The sequence below is a fragment of the Candidatus Schekmanbacteria bacterium RIFCSPLOWO2_02_FULL_38_14 genome, from assembly GCA_001790855.1.
Lineage (GTDB): Bacteria > Schekmanbacteria > GWA2-38-11 > GWA2-38-11 > GWA2-38-11 > 2-02-FULL-38-14-A.
On the sequence record MGDH01000042.1, the window covers coordinates 70,448 to 87,833 of the forward strand.

The following is a 17,386-nucleotide window of genomic DNA, read 5'->3' on the forward strand; positions in this document are numbered from 1 at the left end:
TAAAAATATTTTCCGAATAAGAAACTCAAAGAAAGACAGGAGATAGATAAAAAATGTTGGTTGTAAATACAAAGCTTAAACAACTCATAAAAGAGTCTGGCAAAACCCAGGGACTATTGGCAAAAGAAGTCGGAATACCTGAAGCAAGGCTATCAAGAATAATCCATGGATATATAACACCAAGAAAATCTGAAGAAAAAACAATAGCAAGAATTTTGGGGATATTGACAATTGATGTTTTCCCCCCACAACTGTAATTCAATTTCAGGAAGGATATTTAAAAAATGGATAAGAGAACAAAGGTATTTTTCACAGTAGCTTTTTCATCTACTGCCATTATTATGCTCTTACTTCTCCTTGATTTTTTACGCGCATTTCGTGGTTTTTTCTAAAAAAAACGCAGAACTTCTTATTTAATTAAAATGTAATTAAGGAAAAGACCGGATAACGTTTTAATTTATCTCTGCCGTTTAAAAAACTAAGTTCAATTAAAAATGCCAACTCTACTATTTCTCCTTCAAGCTGCTCTACAAGCTTGGAAACAGCATTAATTGTTCCCCCTGTAGCAAGAAGGTCATCAACTATAAGAACTTTTTCTCCTTTTTTTATAGCATCCTGATGTATATTTAAGCTATCAGTGCCATATTCCAGTTCATAATCTATTCGATTAGTGTGAAATGGAAGTTTTCCTGGTTTCCTTACAGGGATAACTCCTGCACTGAGTTTATATGCAAGAGGTGCTCCGAACAGAAATCCCCTGGCTTCTACACTTACAACTTTATCTATCTTTTTATTTTTATACCTTTCAGCTAAGGTGTTTATAGCTCTCTGGTAGCCTGCGCCATTCCCAATTAAAGGTGTTATATCCTTGAAAACTATTCCTTTTTTAGGAAAATCAGGAATATCACGGATAAATTCTTTAAGCTCTTTCATCAAACTCCCTTTCAGAATATTTTAAGCATTTATTCTCAAGCATTGAGGGCACACAATTGTGAATAAATAGGATACGGAAATGTTGCATCATCGCCTCCAAAACACCCTGAACCTTTGGTCACTATCCCTGCAACCAGTCGATTTTCATCAAGTCCCATCTCAATACCAAGTAATTCATATTGTGTCATAGCCTTATTACTTTTCTAAGAAACAAATTTATAGTTTTTAAAATCTGCCCTTTGAATTTGAATCCTAATACCTTAAATCTAATGATTGTCAATAGTTTTTTGAAGCCACATTTTTAAAAAAAATATTGACTTTCCACCAAGGCATAAGGAATTATTCCTGAATATAAAGATGAAATTTACAGGGCGGTAATCAATTGAACCAAAATAACAAAGAAGTAAAAGAGGTTTTATCTCCTCAGGAAGAAAGGTTTGAGAAAATAAGAAGGACTGCTGGCTTCTTCCTGTCTCCGGTTACATTTGTTGTAATACTGCTTATCCCCTTTCAAAACCTATCAACTCGCTCTCATAATCTTTTGGCTATAATCTCTATGGTTATTATCCTTTGGGTTTCTGAAGCAATTCCAATTCCAGTAACTGCTCTGCTTGGACCTACTCTTTGTGTTATTTTAAAAGTTGATAATGTAAATAATATCTTTTCATCCTTTGCTCACCCCGTAATATTTTTGATGATTGGCAGCTTCATAATCGCAAATTCTATGTTCATTCATGAACTTGACAAGAGATTTGCTTATAAGATTCTTTCTTCACAATTCATAGGAAACAGCAGTACCAGAATTTTATTTGCCTTTGGCTTTATAACCTATCTTCTTTCTATGTGGTTAAGCAATACTGCTACCACTGCCATGATGTTTCCAATTGGTATAAGTATTTTAAAAACCCTAACATCAGAAAGTGGTGATAGCTTCAAGAGATATAAATATAGTACAGGCTTGATGCTTACCATTGCATTTGCCTCTTCTATCGGAGGGATAGCAACTCCAGTTGGAACACCTCCAAATTTAATCGCTATTGGAATGATTGAAAAATATACAAACATAAAGATATCTTTCTTTAGCTGGATGTCTTTTGGAATTCCAATCTCAATTTTCCTGTTTCTTTTTCTCTACCTCTATATTTCAAGGTCCTGCCCTCTGAAAAAACAGTTGAGTACAGAACAGTCCCGCTTTTTCAGAAAACAGCATTCAAATCTCGGCAAACTAAATTCAGGTCAAAAAAACGTCATTTTAGCTTTTGGAGTAACTGTAGCACTTTGGGTTTTGCCGGGTCTTCTTGGATTATTTTTAGGAACAGAAAATGATACATACAAATTCTTCTCAGACATTTTTCCCGAGTCTATTGCAGCGCTCATAGGAGCAAGCCTCCTTTTTATCCTCCCTGTCAACCGGAAAAAGCGGGAGTTTACATTGAAATGGAATCAGGCTGCAGATATAGACTGGGGAACAATACTTTTGTTTGGAGGAGGGCTGGCGCTTGGTGAGTTAATGTTTAAAACAGGGTTAGCAAAATCAATTGGAACTTTTTTAATTGAATTAACCCATGTAAAAACTCTTTTGATGACGACTCTTCTGTTTACGGTTTTAGCAGTTATTATAAGTGAAACCACATCCAATACTGCGTCAGCCAATATGGTAATTCCAATCGCTATTGCAGTTGCCAAGACGCTAAACATTAATCCCATTCTCCCTGCACTGGGTGCCTGCTTTGGTTCAAGCTTAGGTTTTATGCTTCCTGTTGCAACCCCTCCCAATGCCATTGTTTATGGTTCTGGTTGCATTCCCATTACAAAAATGATAAAATATGGTTTTATTGTTGACTTAATAGGTATTGTGATTGTGGTAATTACAGTAACTTACCTGTGTCCTTTACTGATATAGCAAGGAGAAAAATCTATGTTAACTGCAGAAAAACTGAAAAAATCTATTGCTGACTTAAAAAAGGAAATAAAAGAAAAAGCCTCAGATTCAGAAAACCAAAAATCTGACAAAGAGTTAAGAACAATCAGGAAAAAGCTTAAAAGAGCTCAGAGAAAACTAAGAATTTTATATCCGCCTTCTTCTACGGTAAAAGCTGAAGAACCGGAGCAAAAGGCGAAAACAGTTTAAGCAGACATAAACAAAATGTACTTTAAAAAACCTGGCATTGAGAACACAACAAAAACCCTTGAAATTGCAATAAACGAAGCTAAATCCCGCGGAATAAAACACCTTATAGTTGCTTCAACCTTTGGCAACACAACCCCCGAAGCCTTAAAACTTACAAATGCAAATTTTGTGCCAAAAGGAATCTATCTGTTTTTAAATTACATTTTATTTCTTTTCTGATACGCTGCAGTTATCCATTTTTTTATGAGCTTCACAATAAATATATTTCTTAAATGCACCATCCTTTTGCTTGACTTCAAAACTTTTCAAAGCAATCTCATTTTCTTTTTCTTTGTTTCCTGTTATTTTTACTTCTTCTGTCTGACAACCTATTTCATACGGTTTTTTCTCAATTATATTCAATACTTTACCTGAAGAATCTTTGAGTGTATGTTTATGTCCTTTTTCCATGCTTGAACATAAAAGCTTTCCTGCTACTGATATATCTCCTTCACCTCTTGCAAAATCAGGAACAAGATATGCAAAGAATGAAACTAATAGTATGGCTGTTAATCTCAGCACTAACCTCTTCATTGGTTACCACCTCCCTCCTTTTTTATTTATCCAAATCTTTTTCTGCAGCTTTTATGATGTCGTCTGCTGTTTCTCCATCCCTAGGGTATGAAGCAACACCTATTCTTACATTTCCCCAACCTTTTTCTTCTGCAACCTTTAGAAGTCTTTCTTTTATATTTTCAGGGTTATCATCTGCTACAATTTGAGAAAGAATAACCTTGTATCTCCTGAAGTTCATTTTTATAACCTGGTCATGTCCTCTTAACTTGCTCTGAATTGTCTCAACATCAATAGTTCTACCAGGAAGAAAATAGTGGACACCTCTTGGAACTCCACTCTTCACCTCAAGAATAAGCAGCCCTGTTTTTTGTTTATATCTCCCAGCCTTGTTTATTTCAGTTGAAAGGTTTTTCTTCATCACTTTTTCAGGAGACATATAAAGTCCCTGCTGGTTTCTAAATATAAAAGAGATTGCAACAAAAACAATTATAATTGCCGCAATTCCTGGAATTAAAATAAAATAAAAAGGAAGATTGTTGATTGTTCCCTGGCTGCAACCGCACAGAAGAAAGAGAAATGAAACGATTCCACAAAAAATTCTTTTCATAAATTTCCTCCAAGGTTAATTTGTTGCTTTGCCTCCTGAGATGCCATTTCTTGAAAATTTATTCAGTTTGACTATTATCGAGTTCTGCACTTCTTTAGCTGCCCAGACATCAGAACACCTGTTGAAAAGAAAAGAAAAAGCTACAGGTTCATTATCTGCCGTAACAAGATAACCTGAAAGGCATGTGACCCCATTGAGAGTACCGGTCTTGGCTCTTGTTCTTCTTTCTGTAAAAAATCCTGGCAACCTCTTCTTTAATGAACCGTCTATTCCGAATATCGGCAGTGACGAAATATACTCTGGCCAGAGCTCAAAATCGTTATACATATACTCTAAAATTTTTATCATCTGAGAGGGTGCTATTTTATTTTTTTTTGACAGACCTGCTCCGTCACCGATTGAATAGCTTCCGTTTTCTATTCCTATTTTTTTTAAAAATTCCTTTTCCACTTCTATTCCTTTTTCCTCTGTTGCCGGAGCGCCCTTTAACTCTCCTCCTAATACCTTAAAAATCTGTTCTGCAATAAAGTTATTACTGTATTTGTTCATATCTCTTATAATTGAAACAAGCGGCCTGGAATTATGAATAACAAGAATTCTCGCATTCCCCGGGACACCACCTCTCTCAACCTTTCCTTTTATTGAAACACCGTTTTTATCCAAAAAATCTTTAAAGACAGTAGCAGTATAAATCGGGGGATTATCAATTTTTTTATAAGTTTCTGCTGTTCCCCTGTTTGCAATTCTTCCCTGAAGGAGAATTTTCTCATTGTTCTCAGAATCTTCATCTATCCATCTGGTTGATACTGCAGCCCCTCCTTTTGACGTTTTTAATCCTACCCTGTTATCAATATCTACATAACTGGTTGGAGGGTCAACCATTACTGTAGGATGTTTTAAGTCCTGCGGAAGAGCAGAGACAATAATTCTTACAGTATTATAGTTTAGAGAAAGTGCACCTACATACGATGTATAAAGGCTCTCTTTCGGATATTCTTCCCATCCGTCCCCCATTCTTTTGTTATCAAAGAATGAATCGTCTGCAATGACATTTCCGGTAATTTCTCTTATCCCTTTCAAGTATACATTATTTGCCATAATCCAGAGGTCTTCAGAAACAAGCGAAGGGTCGCCAAATCCTTTCAAGTAAATATTTCCTTCAACTTTTCCGTTTTTCAAAACCCCGCCATAATAAACCATCGTTTTGAAAGTATATTCTGGTTTTAAATAAGCCAGTGCTGCTGCAGCGGTTATCAGTTTAATATTTGATGCTGGAATCAATGAAAGGTCAGAGTTTTTTTCAAATATTACCTCTCCTGTTTTAAGTGACTTTATCTTAATCCCATAAGACGAATTACTCAATGCCCCTGAGCTAACCAACTTCTCAATCTCTTTTTTTAAACTTCCAAGAGAGTTTAATTCGCTGTTCTCAGAATATTTATCCTCCTTTAATATTACAGGGAATGTAAAATCCTTTTTTTTTGGTATGCTGGTGCGGCGGGAACTTCTGTATTTTTTTTTTGCCGCAAAACTTGGATTAATCAATATATTGCCATTACCAGAAAAATCTAAATCCAATCCTGAGAAAACAAAAAAGAATATTAAAAATATCAACATAGCCTTTTTATGTTTTTCATTTCTGATCAAATATAAACCTCCTTTCCGCTCTATGTCTATTCTTCAAACTCTTCTGTATTTCCTTTTAAGGTGCTGTATATTTCATATTCTTTCCTGCTCAATTCTTCTCTGCCAATTATTTTGTATATAACAGATAATCTGTAATGAGCCCATGAAAAACTGCTGTCTATCTCTACTGACTTCTGAAACTCATTGAGAGCTTTCTCCATATCCTCTCTTTTCTGATATATTTTACCAATTTGATAATGAGCAAAAACTATTTTTTTGTCCACTTTTAAAGCATTTTCAAATTCTCTCAGAGCATTATCATCCATCCCCTTCTTAAGGTATACAATTCCCAATCTATAGTGCGCCCATGCAATGGATGGGTCTATGCTTATTGATGCCAATATTTCTTTTTCAGCCAAATCCAGTTTCCCTTCTTTTTCCAGAGATAACCCCTTCCTGTAAAGAACATAAGCTTCAGTTCTCTTTTCCCCTGTCATTCTTATATTTTCCGGAGATGGCTTTTCAGCATAGGTTCCAGTTTCTGCAGTTCCTTTTTCATTAGCATTAACTGTCCGGGATAATACTGCTTGGTCAGATACATTTTCATTTAAACCCTGTTCAGCATTTTCTTTGTTCCCTCTTGCCTCATTTTTTTCTGTGAAAGCTAAACTTTTTCCTTCTTCAATAATTGCTGATTTCTGTCTGTTATTTCCAATTTCTTCTTTTTGTAAGTAGAAATAAAACAACAGCAACGCAACCGTAATAAAACCAAAGACGGAGACAATGATGTTTATCCGCGGTTTTTTTATCAAAAGAGGAGAAGGGCTTTCTTCAGTCACTTTGCTTTCTGCTGCAAGCCTGTAGATTCTTTTACAGTAAGGGCATTTAATAATCCCTTCCTCTACTTCTTTGCCACAGAAAGGACACTCTTTAAATCCCTTTTTTTCTGACATTTTACCTCTTTAATTAAGATTTAACCTTTGTGTCCTTTGCTTTCTTTACATCATCTTCAGTTCTTTTTATCTCCTCGTCTATCATCGACTTGAGAGCAAGCAGAATTTCTTTTTTTGAATTTCCAAGGTGTTCCAGTACATCATCAGGTATCTTGGATAATATTGTATTAACAAAATTCTGGCACGCCTCCTTGGACTTCTTCTTAAACTCTTCATATTTTTCCTTGCTTTTTTCTTCTGCAGGCATTGCAACACCCTCCTATTTATATTAATTAACTGAATTATATTAACAGGTTTCCACTATCATAGAAAAGGAAATTTTTCTTCTATCTCTCTTTCAACCCTTCTTTTGTGCCACTCAGAAGGACTGAATACACGCCTTGCCGGAAGCACAAATGTTACCAGCAATAAAAATCCTGCAAAGCCAAATGATATAAAAAGCAACCATATTCTTTCAATCCTCAAATAGAGTATTGCACCAACCAGTGCTATTGATGTTGCAGTTATGCTTACCATTATCCTGCGGAACATATAGCCAAAAATTCCTTCAAGCCACGTAATATCAACCGGATGAAGTCTGACTTTGAACTGTTCCCTTTCAGCAAGCCTCATTACCTTCTCAAGGTTCTGAGAGAGTCTGTAAAGTTCCTTCATCTTTCCGTACACAAGATCAAATATCTCAACTTTTGGCTCTTTCAAAGCCTGACCAAAAACCTTTTTTACAATCGGAGTTCCGTCTTTGATTCCATTAAAATCAGGATTATATTTGATTCCTATCCCTTCTATTAAAACAGCTGTTTTAAAAAGATATACAAGATTTGATGGAAGATATAGTGGGAAATGGTAAAAGGTATTAAATATTTCATTCGAAATCTCTTTAATTCTTTTCTTTGAAATCTTTTTCTTGTCAAAAATATTCATCATCATCTCTGTTGCATCTTTTAGAACTGATAAATTCATATCAGGGTCTATTACTCCAAGCCTTGAAAGACTTTCTATCAGTTCGTCATACTTCCTGTTGGCTCCGGCAATAGCTGCTTTTGCCAGCTCCCTTCTTGTGCCTTCATCTATTGTTATCACCATCCCAAAGTCCAAAAGTATAATCTTACCTTCTTGGTTCACCAAAATGTTCCCAGGATGAGGATCAGCATGAAAAAACCCATCGATTAATACCTGATGCGAATAAATAAGTATGAGAGTTTCAAGAATTCTCTTCATATCTAAGTTGAGTTTTTTCAGTTCATCAATCTGGTCTATTTTTACTCCCTTATAATATTTCAAAACAAGAACTCTTCTTGTAGTTAGTTCCGGGTAAACTTCAGGTATTATAACATTCTGGTTTTCTTTAAAATTCTCCCTAAATCTTATAGCATTCTCAGATTCTTTTAAAAAGTCCATCTCCTCTTTGATTATCTTTGAGAATTCCTGAATTATTATTTCAAAAATTTTTACTTCATGAACAGGAAAAACCCAAAACAAAAAATCTACTATTATTTTCAGAACCCTCAGGTCCATATAAATGAGCCTTTCAATTCCTGGGCGAAGAACTTTAATAACTACATCCTCTCCCTTGAAAACAGCTCTGTGAACCTGCCCTAATGATGCAGCAGCTATTGACTGTTCAGAAAATCTTTCAAAAACCTCTCCAACGGGTTGATTAAACTCCTTTTCAATTATCCCTACGATTTCTTTTGTCTTTACAGGAGGAACATGGTCCTGAAGAGTTGAAAGCTGTTCAAGATAAACCTTTGGCAGAAGGTCAGCCCTGCTACTCAGTATTTGTGTAAGTTTTATGAAAGTAGGTCCAAGGCCAGCTATTTTTGCTGTTAGTTTCTTTGCTCTTTTTATATGTACGGTTTCTGGTACCTGTCGTGGGCTTCCAAAAAAAACAAACCGTTTCCTGTCTCTTAAAAGAGCTAAAATAAACGGCAATAGATTGATAAGAACTACTAAACTTCTTATAACCATAAAATGGAAGGTTAAAATTTAAGAAAGGAAAGTGATAATTATTCCAAAGCCAGCTGCCATGCCTACCAATCCAAGAAAAATATAAATCCCTATTCTGAATGACGGCAGCAATTCATTTTTTCCCCCATCAAAGTCTAAAATTCCCCATATTGTAGAAACTGCAAAAGCCAAGAATATAAAACTTAAAACCTGAAACACTTTTTTCCCTTTCCAAAACCTCAACTCTGCTTTTAAATCTCGTCCTGTCCTACCCTTTTTTATTCATAGCAATATCATAGGCATCCATTATTATAAGTATATTTAAAAGCCCTGCTATAATAATAAAGGTTCCGCCTATCTCCATCATTCCCGGTATTCCGCGGACATGAGCTGAGCTTTTAAAACCTGCGAGAATAAGATATATTATGCCATTAAAAAGCTGCACAAAAACTGAAAGCAAAACAAAAACTTTTGCAAATGATTGGTCGCTCATTTCTCCCTGGGGAGTAAAAAACCCTCCGAAAAACTGAAGCCCGAGCAGAGAGAGGAGTGTAATAGCTGAAAATATTGCCAAAGACCTCCATCTTTTGCCAAGATAAAAATGGCCTCCTCCGGGAATTAAAAACGCAAGAGTAAAAGTCATCAACAATGATTTTCGCTCAGATATCTTTTCTGCGTAATCTTCCAAGCAAATTCTCCTGTTTGTTTAGATTTTCTAACATTAAGGGTAGCTTTTTGCAAGGTTTTTTTTGTAATTAAATTTATTAAACATTAACTTTTATTCTTTGTTATTTGACATTGCTTCTTATAACCGTTATCTTTAGCAAAACTTTTTAAATGTAATATTTATGAAAATCACAAAAGAAGATGTATTAAAATACTTAAAAAAATCCGGCGACAAACCTCTTACTTCAGAAGAACTTATATCAGGGTTCAAAGTTTCCAGCAAAGACAGAGAGTTTTTTGAGCTTCTCTTGGAAGAGCTCATTTTTTCAGGTGAGACAGTCAGAATCAAAGATGGCAGATTAGGAATTCCTGAAAAAATGAATCTGGTTGTTGGAAAGCTAAAAATGAACAGGAAAGGCTCAGCATTTGTTATACCTGTGAAAGAAGGAAAAGATGACCTGTTTATCAATATGAATAAACTTGGAAACGCAATGCACAATGACCTTGTTGTTGCAAGAATTGAAACAACATCTCCCGGGAAAAAGCCGGAAGGTGTTGTTGTGCAGGTTCTGAAACATTTTTATAAAAAAATTGTTGGAGTTTTTGAAGAAGAAGGAGACCACGGATGGGCAATACCTGAACAGAAGGGATTTTCCCACGACATATATATTCCGGGCAATGAAAAACACAAAGCCTTGAACGGACAGGTTGTTGTTGCTGAAATTACAAAATATCCATCTCTAAACCGCAACCCTGAAGGGAAAATAATAAAAGTTCTTGGGTCCCATCACGACAGATTCATTGAGACAAAGATAGCAATTGAAGAATATGACATTCCGCAGGAATTTTCAGATTCTGCGATTAATGAGGCAGAAACCTGCTCGCACCCTGACATAAAATATATTGTAAGCAGAAAAAACCTTCAGGACCTTCCAACTGTTACAATAGACGGAGAAAACGCCAGGGATTTTGATGACGCAATATCAATAGAAAAAACTGAAAATGGAAATTATAAGTTATGGGTTCATATTGCAGATGTTGCTTACTATGTAAAAGAAGAAAGTTATCTTGACAAAGAGGCTTTTTTCAGGGGAACAAGTATTTACTTCCCTGACTACTGCGTACCAATGCTCCCTGAAAGGCTTTCTAATGATATATGCAGTCTCAGACCAAATGAATCAAGGCTTACGGTTACAGCTTTTATGGAGTTTAATCCAGGCGGGGAACGTATTAGTTACGAATTATTTGAAAGTGTTATTAAAAGCAACGAAAGAATGACCTATGAAAACCTGAAAAGGATTATCATAGACTCAGATGAGAAATTAATTGAAAGATACTCTTATCTCCTGGACAAATTTATAATCATGAAAGAGCTATGTCTGCTTTTAAAGGAGAAAAGATGGAAAAGGGGGAGCCTTGACTTTGACCTTCCAGAACCTCAATTCATAATAGACGCTACAGGACAGATAACCAGCATTATTAAATCAGAAAGAAACCTGGCACATCAAATAATAGAAGAATTCATGATTGCAGCAAACGAAACTGTTGCATCACACCTTTTTTTAAAAAACATACCTTCTCTTTACAGGGTACACGGGAAACCTGATGCTGAAAAAATAACAAATTTTAATGAATTCATTAAAGACTTGAAGCTTGATGTCAAACCTATAGGAAAAATTGTTCCGAAAGCGCTTCAGAATTTATTAAACAGTGTCAAGGGAACCTCTGTTGAGCATATGATATCATCACTCCTTCTCCGCTCACTAAAACACGCTTTCTATTCAAAAGATAACATTGGCCATTTTGGCCTTGCCTCAAAGATATACACCCACTTCACCTCTCCTATTCGCCGCTACCCTGACCTAATTGTCCACAGAATTCTGAAAAAACTCCTGAGCAAAAGTAATTTGCCAAGTGGTGTAATAACCGGACTTGAAGAAAAACTTCCAGCCATAGCCTCCCATTCTTCAACAAGAGAAAAGGTTGCGGAAGATGCAGAAAGGAAAGTGCTTGAGATAAAAAAATTAGAATTCCTGTATGAGAAAAAAGGAGAGGTTTTTTCAGGAGTAATTTCAGGAGTAACCTCTTTTGGAATCTTTATAGAAATCAGCGAACTCTTTATCGAAGGGATGGTAAGGCTTTCAAGCCTTAAGGATGACTATTATAAATTTATTGAAGAGAAACACTGTTTCAAGGGAGGACGGAAAAAAAATATATACAGGCTTGGCGACAAGGTAAAGGTAAAGGTAACTGAAGTTGATTTAAAACGCAGGGAAGTAAACTTGGTATTTGTAAAATAGCATTCCATGATATTATTTTAACAATACCAATAATTTTTCTTATATTGTTCACTATTCACTTTACCGGCAACACGTTAAACTTCTTGGTGTTGCTCGTGCCATACATGGTCTTGACTTTGACTGAAACAAATTTTCCTTTCTTGCCTAACTTCATACCGGGAACATTAACAATGATGCTCTTATCTCCCCAGCTAACAACATCAGCCAGAGCTTTGTTAAAGCGAACCTGACTCTTCTCATCCTCCTCACCAAAATTCTTTCCGGCAATTACAAGTTCTGAACCAATCATTCCTGATTTGGCTGAAAGACCAGTAATTCTTGGGTTTGGTTTTATAAACTTGAATGATTCTGAATTGCTCTCATTTTCAGAAACTGTAGTGACTTTAACCTTATTTATCCCGACCTTACAGCCCCATGGCACTGACCCTATAATTTCATCATCTGCCCAGCTTATTATAAACCCGTCCATAGCCTCATAACCAGATTTTTTAAACGTAATCAGTCCTTCTTCATCACAGAAACCAGTCCCTGTTATTGTTACTTCCTTCCAATAAGTTCCCTTTGTTGGATTAATTTCTGAAATCTCCGGATTCTCACCACACACTGTCGTACTTGTAGTAGAAGAAGTAGTTGTTGTTGTAGATGTAGTACTACTCGAAGAAGTTGTTGATGTAGTGGTAGTTGTTGTAGTTGATGTCGTTGTAGTACTTAAGGTTGTTGTAGTCGTTGATGTCCCTCCACCTCCAGATGTGGTCGTAGTAGTAGATGATGTGGTTGTGGTCGTCGTAGTTGTTGTCGTGGTTGTGGTGGTGATCGTAGTAGTAGTCGTTGTAGGTAGAGATGGTAAATTCAATCTCCCGTAACCATATATATTATCTTTACCTGCTGTGCCCATATCTATTGCAGCATTAGTTAAAGCATTCCATAGCTGTGAGACAGAATAGCTTGGATTTTTTGATAAAACTAAAGCTGCTGCGCCTGCAACATGAGGAGATGCAGCACTTGTGCCAGAAAACCCACCAGCCCAATAAGTATAATTTGAAACCCCGTCTGGTCCAGAAATCTCTGGTTTAATATAGCCATCATTTGCAGGACCCTGAGAGCTAAAGGGTTCCTGGTCACCTGTTGTCCAATTACCTTGGTCAATTGCGCCAACAGCAAACGCATATATTGCATCTGCCGGGTTTGTTAGGCTACTTGAGGCAACCGCTGGGTTTAATTGGTGGTTTGAACTGTATAATTCTAATTGATGATTTGATGTGGCATATACCTTTTTAATTCTAAGATAATATGTTCCGGTACTTGTTACTAAATAAGAAATAAATTCAGTTGGTTTTTGTGTTCCTATTTGCCAATTTTGGCTTGAAGCAACTTGATTCATAGAACTATCATAAAGAAAAAGGTCATGATCTTGATTTGTTGTAGGCCATGCATCCCAAGTTAAATATGCTTTAATTGTATCTCCATAGCTTGCCTCTAAACTTATAACCTCAACGCTTCCTGATACATTATGCCATCCATCATAATCAGTATCCGTAAATGTAGCTTCATAATGGTAACTGCAACGATACCTTTAGCATCTATACCTGTTCTGTCTAAAAGATTTTTAAGACCCAAATAAGTATTTATATCGCTGTCAGATAATTCAGATTTACCAGAAGGATGGTTATGTTTCAAATAAACGTTAGCAGCTCCTTTTTCTCTTGTTGCAATACCTGCAATTTCTTTCAAATCAATTTGAGAAGAAGCTCTGTCGCCTTTAGAAAGAAAATGAGTTGATAGAATTTTCCCTTCCTTGTCGGTTATAGTCGCAAGTAATTGTTCCTGTGGATATTTTATTAGATAATCGTAACCATGTCTTGCAGCATCTTCAAGAGTATGTATTTCTTTTACAGGGGATTTTATTCGCCCTGATATTGCGGATATGACTTCGGGGAACCTTTTTTCCAATACTTTCCAAGAGATTTTATTGTCAACCCCTCCTTCTGTTTTGGATATTTCTTCGGAGATTTTTGAGGTTTCTTTTCCATGACTATAATTATATGGCTTCTGTTCTATTTTGTCAAGAGTTGCCTTACTCTCAAAGAAATCCATTACATCCTGAGCGTTCCTTGCCTCTTGCTCTGCGGTAAGGTCGAAAACCACTATCTATAATTGCAACCTTTACACCTGAACCAGTATAACCTGCAGAATGATAGACTGAAGCACCTGATAAGTTAACACCTTCACTTTGGAATCCTTCCGGTGTAGGTTTATCTGGCAGGGTAATAAATGAGATTCCCTTAACATTATCAGCTATCTTTTTTATTCTATTAACGGGAATATCTACCTGTAATACCTTATCACCACTTTTAATAATTTCAGCGCCATATTTTATAAGTGATTTTTTATCAATGGCATCTACAGTTTTTCCAGCTTCTGAGATTAAAAACACAGTTATTTTATCTTTTTCTTTAACCTTAAGTGCTCTTTTTTTCGCAAACTTCTTGGCATTAGCTCTATCTTTTATGTATTCTTCTTGAAGCTCGAACAAAACACTCTCTATTTTAGGATGTCCTTTCTTCTTTCCTGCAAGCAACTTTGCTTTTTGAGCAATAGCAGAGGCTGGAGAAATTAAGAAAAAAAAAGATAAAAAGAGCAGGAGGAAAATTATAAGGGAATTTTTTCTCCAGTTTTTATGATAGCTGAGTTTAGGAAATAAATTAGGTTGGGAGTTTGAATGAATGAATGAATGAATGAATGAATGAATGAAGGCAAAAAGTGTGCCATTTTCTGTCCTGAATAAAGATTTATTAAGATTTCTTAATTTTCTTTATTTAGAATTAAAATTAACAGCTATAAGCTGATTAATTACAAAAAATCCTTTTTAAGTTCCCATGATTACAGAGATTTAGGGAAGATTATCCTACTTTTTCCATCAACCATTCCTGTATTAACAGGTCTTCATTTTTATGAAGTTTCTTTGCCTTGCTGCGAATCTTTTTAAATAGATCCATATCCAATCCGACATATTTCTTTTTTTGCAAGTTGAACTTAATATCTGTTACTTCTTTCACGTTATTGAGCTCGAATATGTCATGCTCATCAAAAAAATCGCTTGCCTCTAATATGGTCATTCCTTTTTGCTTATTTTTTTTCATATCTCCTCCGTTCCCGCCTGTTCATATCTCTGGCTGTTATAATCAAAGCTCTATTACCAAGTTTTTTTATAAAAAATACTGAAAGGTAACGTCCTGTACTTGTCCTGCCAAGTGCGTTATATAAATCTTCACCTTCAACATTACCACTTTCTTTCCTAAATATTCTGCATTTACCAGATAATACTTCTTCAACTTCATGAGGGAGAACAACATGCTTCCATGCAAGTTTTTCTACAATATCATCTAACCAAATTATGCCATCAATTATAAATGACAGATAAACCTCCTCTTTTTTTTTAAAGCTTGGATACCCCTTTTTGCAAAAACCTTAAGTTAAAGTCTGCTGAACAGGAGTAACTTCTACAATAATCTTTTTTGTGTCACCAATAACAACACTTGCATTCAATAATTCCAACCCTGCGATTTTACCATCTGGTCCATAATTTGCTATCATGTCTTCATTTAATTCTCTATTTTCAGCAGTTCCTGGTTCGAGTTCTCTAAACTCAATATAGAGGGCATCAACCTCTGCATCATAATAAATTTTCATTATTGTTTTACCTTATAAGAGCTCTTCACCCTCTTTATCTTCAAAGAGAATCTTCTTGTAAAATCTTTATAATAGCCTAAGAGGTTAAACTTTTAATAAAAATATTGCTTTGCTTATTAATTGTCAACGCATATCTTAAGAAAATTTTAAGTGGGTTGCTATCTATTTTTTGCCTTTTCTGCTATGGCTTTTAACTGTTTCTGAAGGTCAGTTTCTTTTGCCTCTAACCAGAGCTTGCCATCTTTAATATCAAAAACAAATTCACCGGGGTTGAGGGTTTTCTTTTCAGAAAATCCCCCTAAATCCCCCTTTGCCAAAGGGGGAGTAAGAGGGATTATATCTTTTTCAGAAAGAGGAGTTTGCTGAGAGTTTTCAGCAGAGATTGCTTCGCTATCGCTCGCAATGACGAGCGAGGGACCTGCTCGCAATGACAACTAAAAGAGTCTTTCAGCAACCTGTTAGAACTAATAATAACAGCTATAAGCTGATTAATTCCTAAATTGCTTTGCTAATCAAACTCAGATATGAAATTTTATTCAAGTATAGAAAGGACACAAAAAATGTCAAGACAAAAAAGATGTGTTGTGATAGCCAGATGTAGACGTCAGAAGGGAAAATAAGAATCTTTAAAAATTTACTTTTCTAACCATTCTTTGCGGCTAATTCCAGCCTGCTTCAGGATTCGAGACAGCAGATCAATGCTTATTTCTGCACGATGAGGATTAGGAATAGTAAGAACTATATTGCCTTTTATCATGTAGGGATGTTTTCCGCCTTGCAAAGGCCCTTCAAACCCAAATGAACGAAGCCGTTTTACTAAGGTGAACCAAGATATAGGAGTAAGTTTACCCACGGAACTGGAGAGCTTTAAGAGGCTCTATTCGATAACGGCCTAATTGAGGAATAGAAAGACCTTTTTTAAGACGAATTACAATCCAACCATCAAGCACTTCTGCAAGGCGCTGTCTGCATTCCTCAAGGGTCTTACCTGTTGCCCAAACTCCCTTAAGACCTGGTATCTCTCCATAGAAAGGTTCTTCATCATCTATTTTTTCGTACATAGCTCTTCGAAGTGCTTCTTTTACATATTCTATAATCATTGAAGATTTCCCTTTTTCAAGATTTATTAATTTATTTCAATTTTTTAATCTTTTTACTTTGATTGAATTTTAGCAAATAATTTTTCTTTATGTCAATGGAAACAATTTTTAAAATAGTTTTTTTACAATGCTCTGCTTCCTACAATGATAGATAGGATATCCGTCCTATTAAATACTGTTAGCTTAAAGCTCTTCTGATGAACTTTCTCCCTCTTGAGCATCCTCATCCATTGCATGGTCAACTGCATCGTCAAAATCCTCGCCAGCATCCTCCCCCATCTCCTTCCCCATCCGCTTCATCCATCTGGCAATGTTTTTTGGGTCCTTTTCATCAAGTCCTGCAAGTTTGCTTGGGTCCGCAAGGGATTCAAGCCGTGATTCTTTTGATTTTGGGGTGGCAATCCTAGATAATAAACGATTGAGCTTTTTACTTTTACATTTTTTACATTCAAGAGTTTTCAAGCTTTCCTGAGAAAAGATTAAAAAACTCATTCTTTTACCGCAGGTTTTACATTCATATTCATAAATAGGCATAGGTTTTAATTTTTTGCTTCCCTGAATGCAGGGTTAGAAAACCCCGCTTATCAATATACTTGAAAAATACAAATCTCAAATAATTCTGAAGCTCCCTACAGAAAGTAGATTGTCCAAGATTGTCATTGCGAGGAGCGACAGCTACGTGGCAATCTCTAACTCATTGATTTGCATAAAACTGAGATTGCGGAGTAATGTCATTGCGAGCGAAGCGAAGCAATCCAGACGAGATTACCACGAGCCGATAAATCGGCTCTCGTAATGACCCTTTGGGTCAGATTGCTTCAGGGCTAAAGCCCTTCGCAATGACAATATTGCGAGTTTTTCAACAGGTTTAAAAACCT

The 17,386-nt window shown here is 35.8% G+C and carries 25 protein-coding genes; 6 read left to right on the forward strand and 19 right to left on the reverse strand.

The features are described from left to right. Positions 1–53 precede the first annotated feature (53 nt). Positions 54–257: a hypothetical protein gene (locus A3H37_08130; GenBank protein ID OGL47982.1), complete on the forward strand. Its 204-nt coding sequence runs from the start codon at positions 54–56 to the stop codon at positions 255–257. A 160-nt stretch (positions 258–417) separates the two neighbouring features. On the opposite strand, the gene A3H37_08135 is transcribed toward A3H37_08130, so the two are convergent. After that, a complete protein-coding gene (locus A3H37_08135) occupies positions 418–933 on the reverse strand; it encodes an adenine phosphoribosyltransferase (GenBank protein OGL47983.1) in 516 nt (171 codons plus the stop codon). A 382-nt stretch (positions 934–1,315) separates the two neighbouring features. On the opposite strand from A3H37_08135, the gene A3H37_08140 reads away from it, so the two are divergent. Genes A3H37_08140 through A3H37_08150 form a run of 3 tightly spaced genes read left to right on the forward strand, consistent with a single transcriptional unit; the run spans position 1,316 to position 3,283 of the window. Beyond that, positions 1,316–2,836 carry a hypothetical protein gene (locus A3H37_08140; protein ID OGL47984.1) on the forward strand — a complete coding sequence of 507 codons (1,521 nt, stop codon included), beginning with the start codon at positions 1,316–1,318 and terminating at the stop codon, positions 2,834–2,836. 15 nt (positions 2,837–2,851) lie between these two features. Beyond that, positions 2,852–3,064 (forward strand): hypothetical protein, encoded by a 213-nt coding sequence (locus tag A3H37_08145; GenBank protein ID OGL47985.1) that lies wholly within the window; start codon positions 2,852–2,854, stop codon positions 3,062–3,064. 15 nt (positions 3,065–3,079) lie between these two features. Continuing rightward, on the forward strand, positions 3,080–3,283 hold the full coding sequence (locus A3H37_08150; protein OGL47986.1) for a hypothetical protein: 204 nt from the start codon (positions 3,080–3,082) through the stop codon (positions 3,281–3,283). On the opposite strand, the gene A3H37_08155 is transcribed toward A3H37_08150, so the two are convergent. The 8 genes from A3H37_08155 to A3H37_08190 are packed head-to-tail and all read right to left on the reverse strand — an operon-like array spanning position 3,269 to position 9,440. After that, entirely contained in the window at positions 3,269–3,637 is a 369-nt protein-coding gene (locus tag A3H37_08155; protein ID OGL47987.1) for a hypothetical protein, read from the reverse strand. The two genes, A3H37_08150 and A3H37_08155, sit on opposite strands and share 15 nt — an antisense overlap. 22 nt (positions 3,638–3,659) lie before the next feature. Beyond that, a complete protein-coding gene (locus A3H37_08160; protein ID OGL47988.1) occupies positions 3,660–4,226 on the reverse strand; it encodes a hypothetical protein in 567 nt (188 codons plus the stop codon). Positions 4,227–4,241: 15 nt separating this feature from the next. Beyond that, positions 4,242–5,873 (reverse strand): D-alanyl-D-alanine carboxypeptidase/D-alanyl-D-alanine-endopeptidase, encoded by a 1,632-nt coding sequence (locus A3H37_08165; GenBank protein OGL47989.1) that lies wholly within the window; start codon positions 5,871–5,873, stop codon positions 4,242–4,244. A 26-nt stretch (positions 5,874–5,899) separates the two neighbouring features. Continuing rightward, complete coding sequence (locus A3H37_08170) at positions 5,900–6,805, reverse strand: hypothetical protein (GenBank protein ID OGL47990.1); 906 nt, start codon at positions 6,803–6,805, stop codon at positions 5,900–5,902. Between the two features lie 13 nt (positions 6,806–6,818). After that, a complete protein-coding gene (locus A3H37_08175) occupies positions 6,819–7,052 on the reverse strand; it encodes a hypothetical protein (protein ID OGL47991.1) in 234 nt (77 codons plus the stop codon). Positions 7,053–7,108: 56 nt separating this feature from the next. After that, positions 7,109–8,737 (reverse strand): hypothetical protein, encoded by a 1,629-nt coding sequence (locus A3H37_08180; GenBank protein ID OGL47992.1) that lies wholly within the window; start codon positions 8,735–8,737, stop codon positions 7,109–7,111. A 54-nt stretch (positions 8,738–8,791) separates the two neighbouring features. Beyond that, complete coding sequence (locus A3H37_08185) at positions 8,792–8,995, reverse strand: hypothetical protein (protein OGL47993.1); 204 nt, start codon at positions 8,993–8,995, stop codon at positions 8,792–8,794. 25 nt (positions 8,996–9,020) lie between these two features. Beyond that, positions 9,021–9,440 (reverse strand): hypothetical protein, encoded by a 420-nt coding sequence (locus tag A3H37_08190; protein OGL47994.1) that lies wholly within the window; start codon positions 9,438–9,440, stop codon positions 9,021–9,023. Positions 9,441–9,600: 160 nt separating this feature from the next. Here A3H37_08190 and A3H37_08195 point away from each other — a divergent pair, with 160 nt between their 5' ends. Next, the gene (locus tag A3H37_08195) at positions 9,601–11,718 is read left to right on the forward strand and encodes a ribonuclease R (GenBank protein OGL47995.1); all 2,118 of its coding nucleotides are present in this window, start codon (positions 9,601–9,603) and stop codon (positions 11,716–11,718) included. A 55-nt stretch (positions 11,719–11,773) separates the two neighbouring features. Here the strand turns inward: A3H37_08195 and A3H37_08200 are convergent, their stop codons facing one another. Continuing rightward, a complete protein-coding gene (locus A3H37_08200) occupies positions 11,774–12,322 on the reverse strand; it encodes a hypothetical protein (GenBank protein OGL47996.1) in 549 nt (182 codons plus the stop codon). On the opposite strand from A3H37_08200, the gene A3H37_08205 reads away from it, so the two are divergent. Beyond that, positions 12,300–12,581 carry a hypothetical protein gene (locus tag A3H37_08205; GenBank protein OGL47997.1) on the forward strand — a complete coding sequence of 94 codons (282 nt, stop codon included), beginning with the start codon at positions 12,300–12,302 and terminating at the stop codon, positions 12,579–12,581. The two genes, A3H37_08200 and A3H37_08205, sit on opposite strands and share 23 nt — an antisense overlap. A gap of 100 nt (positions 12,582–12,681) precedes the next feature. On the opposite strand, the gene A3H37_08210 is transcribed toward A3H37_08205, so the two are convergent. The 9 genes from A3H37_08210 to A3H37_08250 all read right to left on the reverse strand — a co-directional run bounded on the left by A3H37_08210 (position 12,682) and on the right by A3H37_08250 (position 17,042). Next, positions 12,682–12,894, reverse strand: a complete 213-nt coding sequence (locus A3H37_08210) for a hypothetical protein (GenBank protein ID OGL47998.1) — start codon at positions 12,892–12,894, stop codon at positions 12,682–12,684. Positions 12,895–13,200: 306 nt separating this feature from the next. After that, positions 13,201–13,812, reverse strand: coding sequence for a hypothetical protein (locus A3H37_08215; protein ID OGL47999.1), 612 nt, complete (start codon positions 13,810–13,812; stop codon positions 13,201–13,203). After that, positions 13,799–14,296: a hypothetical protein gene (locus A3H37_08220; GenBank protein OGL48000.1), complete on the reverse strand. Its 498-nt coding sequence runs from the start codon at positions 14,294–14,296 to the stop codon at positions 13,799–13,801. Before A3H37_08220 ends, A3H37_08215 begins: the two co-directional genes overlap by 14 nt. Before the next feature lie 322 nt (positions 14,297–14,618). Then, positions 14,619–14,858: a hypothetical protein gene (locus A3H37_08225; protein ID OGL48001.1), complete on the reverse strand. Its 240-nt coding sequence runs from the start codon at positions 14,856–14,858 to the stop codon at positions 14,619–14,621. Between the two features lie 328 nt (positions 14,859–15,186). Continuing rightward, positions 15,187–15,408 carry a hypothetical protein gene (locus A3H37_08230; protein OGL48002.1) on the reverse strand — a complete coding sequence of 74 codons (222 nt, stop codon included), beginning with the start codon at positions 15,406–15,408 and terminating at the stop codon, positions 15,187–15,189. A 158-nt stretch (positions 15,409–15,566) separates the two neighbouring features. Continuing rightward, complete coding sequence (locus A3H37_08235; protein ID OGL48003.1) at positions 15,567–15,836, reverse strand: hypothetical protein; 270 nt, start codon at positions 15,834–15,836, stop codon at positions 15,567–15,569. A 206-nt stretch (positions 15,837–16,042) separates the two neighbouring features. After that, positions 16,043–16,261, reverse strand: coding sequence for a hypothetical protein (locus A3H37_08240; GenBank protein ID OGL48004.1), 219 nt, complete (start codon positions 16,259–16,261; stop codon positions 16,043–16,045). Next, entirely contained in the window at positions 16,254–16,508 is a 255-nt protein-coding gene (locus tag A3H37_08245) for a hypothetical protein (GenBank protein OGL48005.1), read from the reverse strand. Before A3H37_08245 ends, A3H37_08240 begins: the two co-directional genes overlap by 8 nt. Before the next feature lie 183 nt (positions 16,509–16,691). Continuing rightward, the gene (locus tag A3H37_08250) at positions 16,692–17,042 is read right to left on the reverse strand and encodes an FmdB family transcriptional regulator (GenBank protein OGL48006.1); all 351 of its coding nucleotides are present in this window, start codon (positions 17,040–17,042) and stop codon (positions 16,692–16,694) included. Between the last annotated feature and the right edge of the window lie 344 nt (positions 17,043–17,386).

Coding starts and splice junctions, on each gene's coding strand:
- A3H37_08130 (OGL47982.1), top strand. CDS start 54: ATGTTGGTTGTAAATACAAAGCTTAAACAACTCATAAAAGAGTCTGGC.
- A3H37_08135 (OGL47983.1), bottom strand. CDS start 933: ATGAAAGAGCTTAAAGAATTTATCCGTGATATTCCTGATTTTCCTAAA.
- A3H37_08145 (OGL47985.1), top strand. CDS start 2,852: ATGTTAACTGCAGAAAAACTGAAAAAATCTATTGCTGACTTAAAAAAG.
- A3H37_08150 (OGL47986.1), top strand. CDS start 3,080: ATGTACTTTAAAAAACCTGGCATTGAGAACACAACAAAAACCCTTGAA.
- A3H37_08155 (OGL47987.1), bottom strand. CDS start 3,637: ATGAAGAGGTTAGTGCTGAGATTAACAGCCATACTATTAGTTTCATTC.
- A3H37_08160 (OGL47988.1), bottom strand. CDS start 4,226: ATGAAAAGAATTTTTTGTGGAATCGTTTCATTTCTCTTTCTTCTGTGC.
- A3H37_08170 (OGL47990.1), bottom strand. CDS start 6,805: ATGTCAGAAAAAAAGGGATTTAAAGAGTGTCCTTTCTGTGGCAAAGAA.
- A3H37_08175 (OGL47991.1), bottom strand. CDS start 7,052: ATGCCTGCAGAAGAAAAAAGCAAGGAAAAATATGAAGAGTTTAAGAAG.
- A3H37_08195 (OGL47995.1), top strand. CDS start 9,601: ATGAAAATCACAAAAGAAGATGTATTAAAATACTTAAAAAAATCCGGC.
- A3H37_08210 (OGL47998.1), bottom strand. CDS start 12,894: ATGCAATATATGCGTTTGCTGTTGGCGCAATTGACCAAGGTAATTGGA.
- A3H37_08215 (OGL47999.1), bottom strand. CDS start 13,812: ATGGATTTCTTTGAGAGTAAGGCAACTCTTGACAAAATAGAACAGAAG.
- A3H37_08225 (OGL48001.1), bottom strand. CDS start 14,858: ATGAAAAAAAATAAGCAAAAAGGAATGACCATATTAGAGGCAAGCGAT.
- A3H37_08230 (OGL48002.1), bottom strand. CDS start 15,408: ATGAAAATTTATTATGATGCAGAGGTTGATGCCCTCTATATTGAGTTT.
- A3H37_08245 (OGL48005.1), bottom strand. CDS start 16,508: ATGATTATAGAATATGTAAAAGAAGCACTTCGAAGAGCTATGTACGAA.
- A3H37_08250 (OGL48006.1), bottom strand. CDS start 17,042: ATGCCTATTTATGAATATGAATGTAAAACCTGCGGTAAAAGAATGAGT.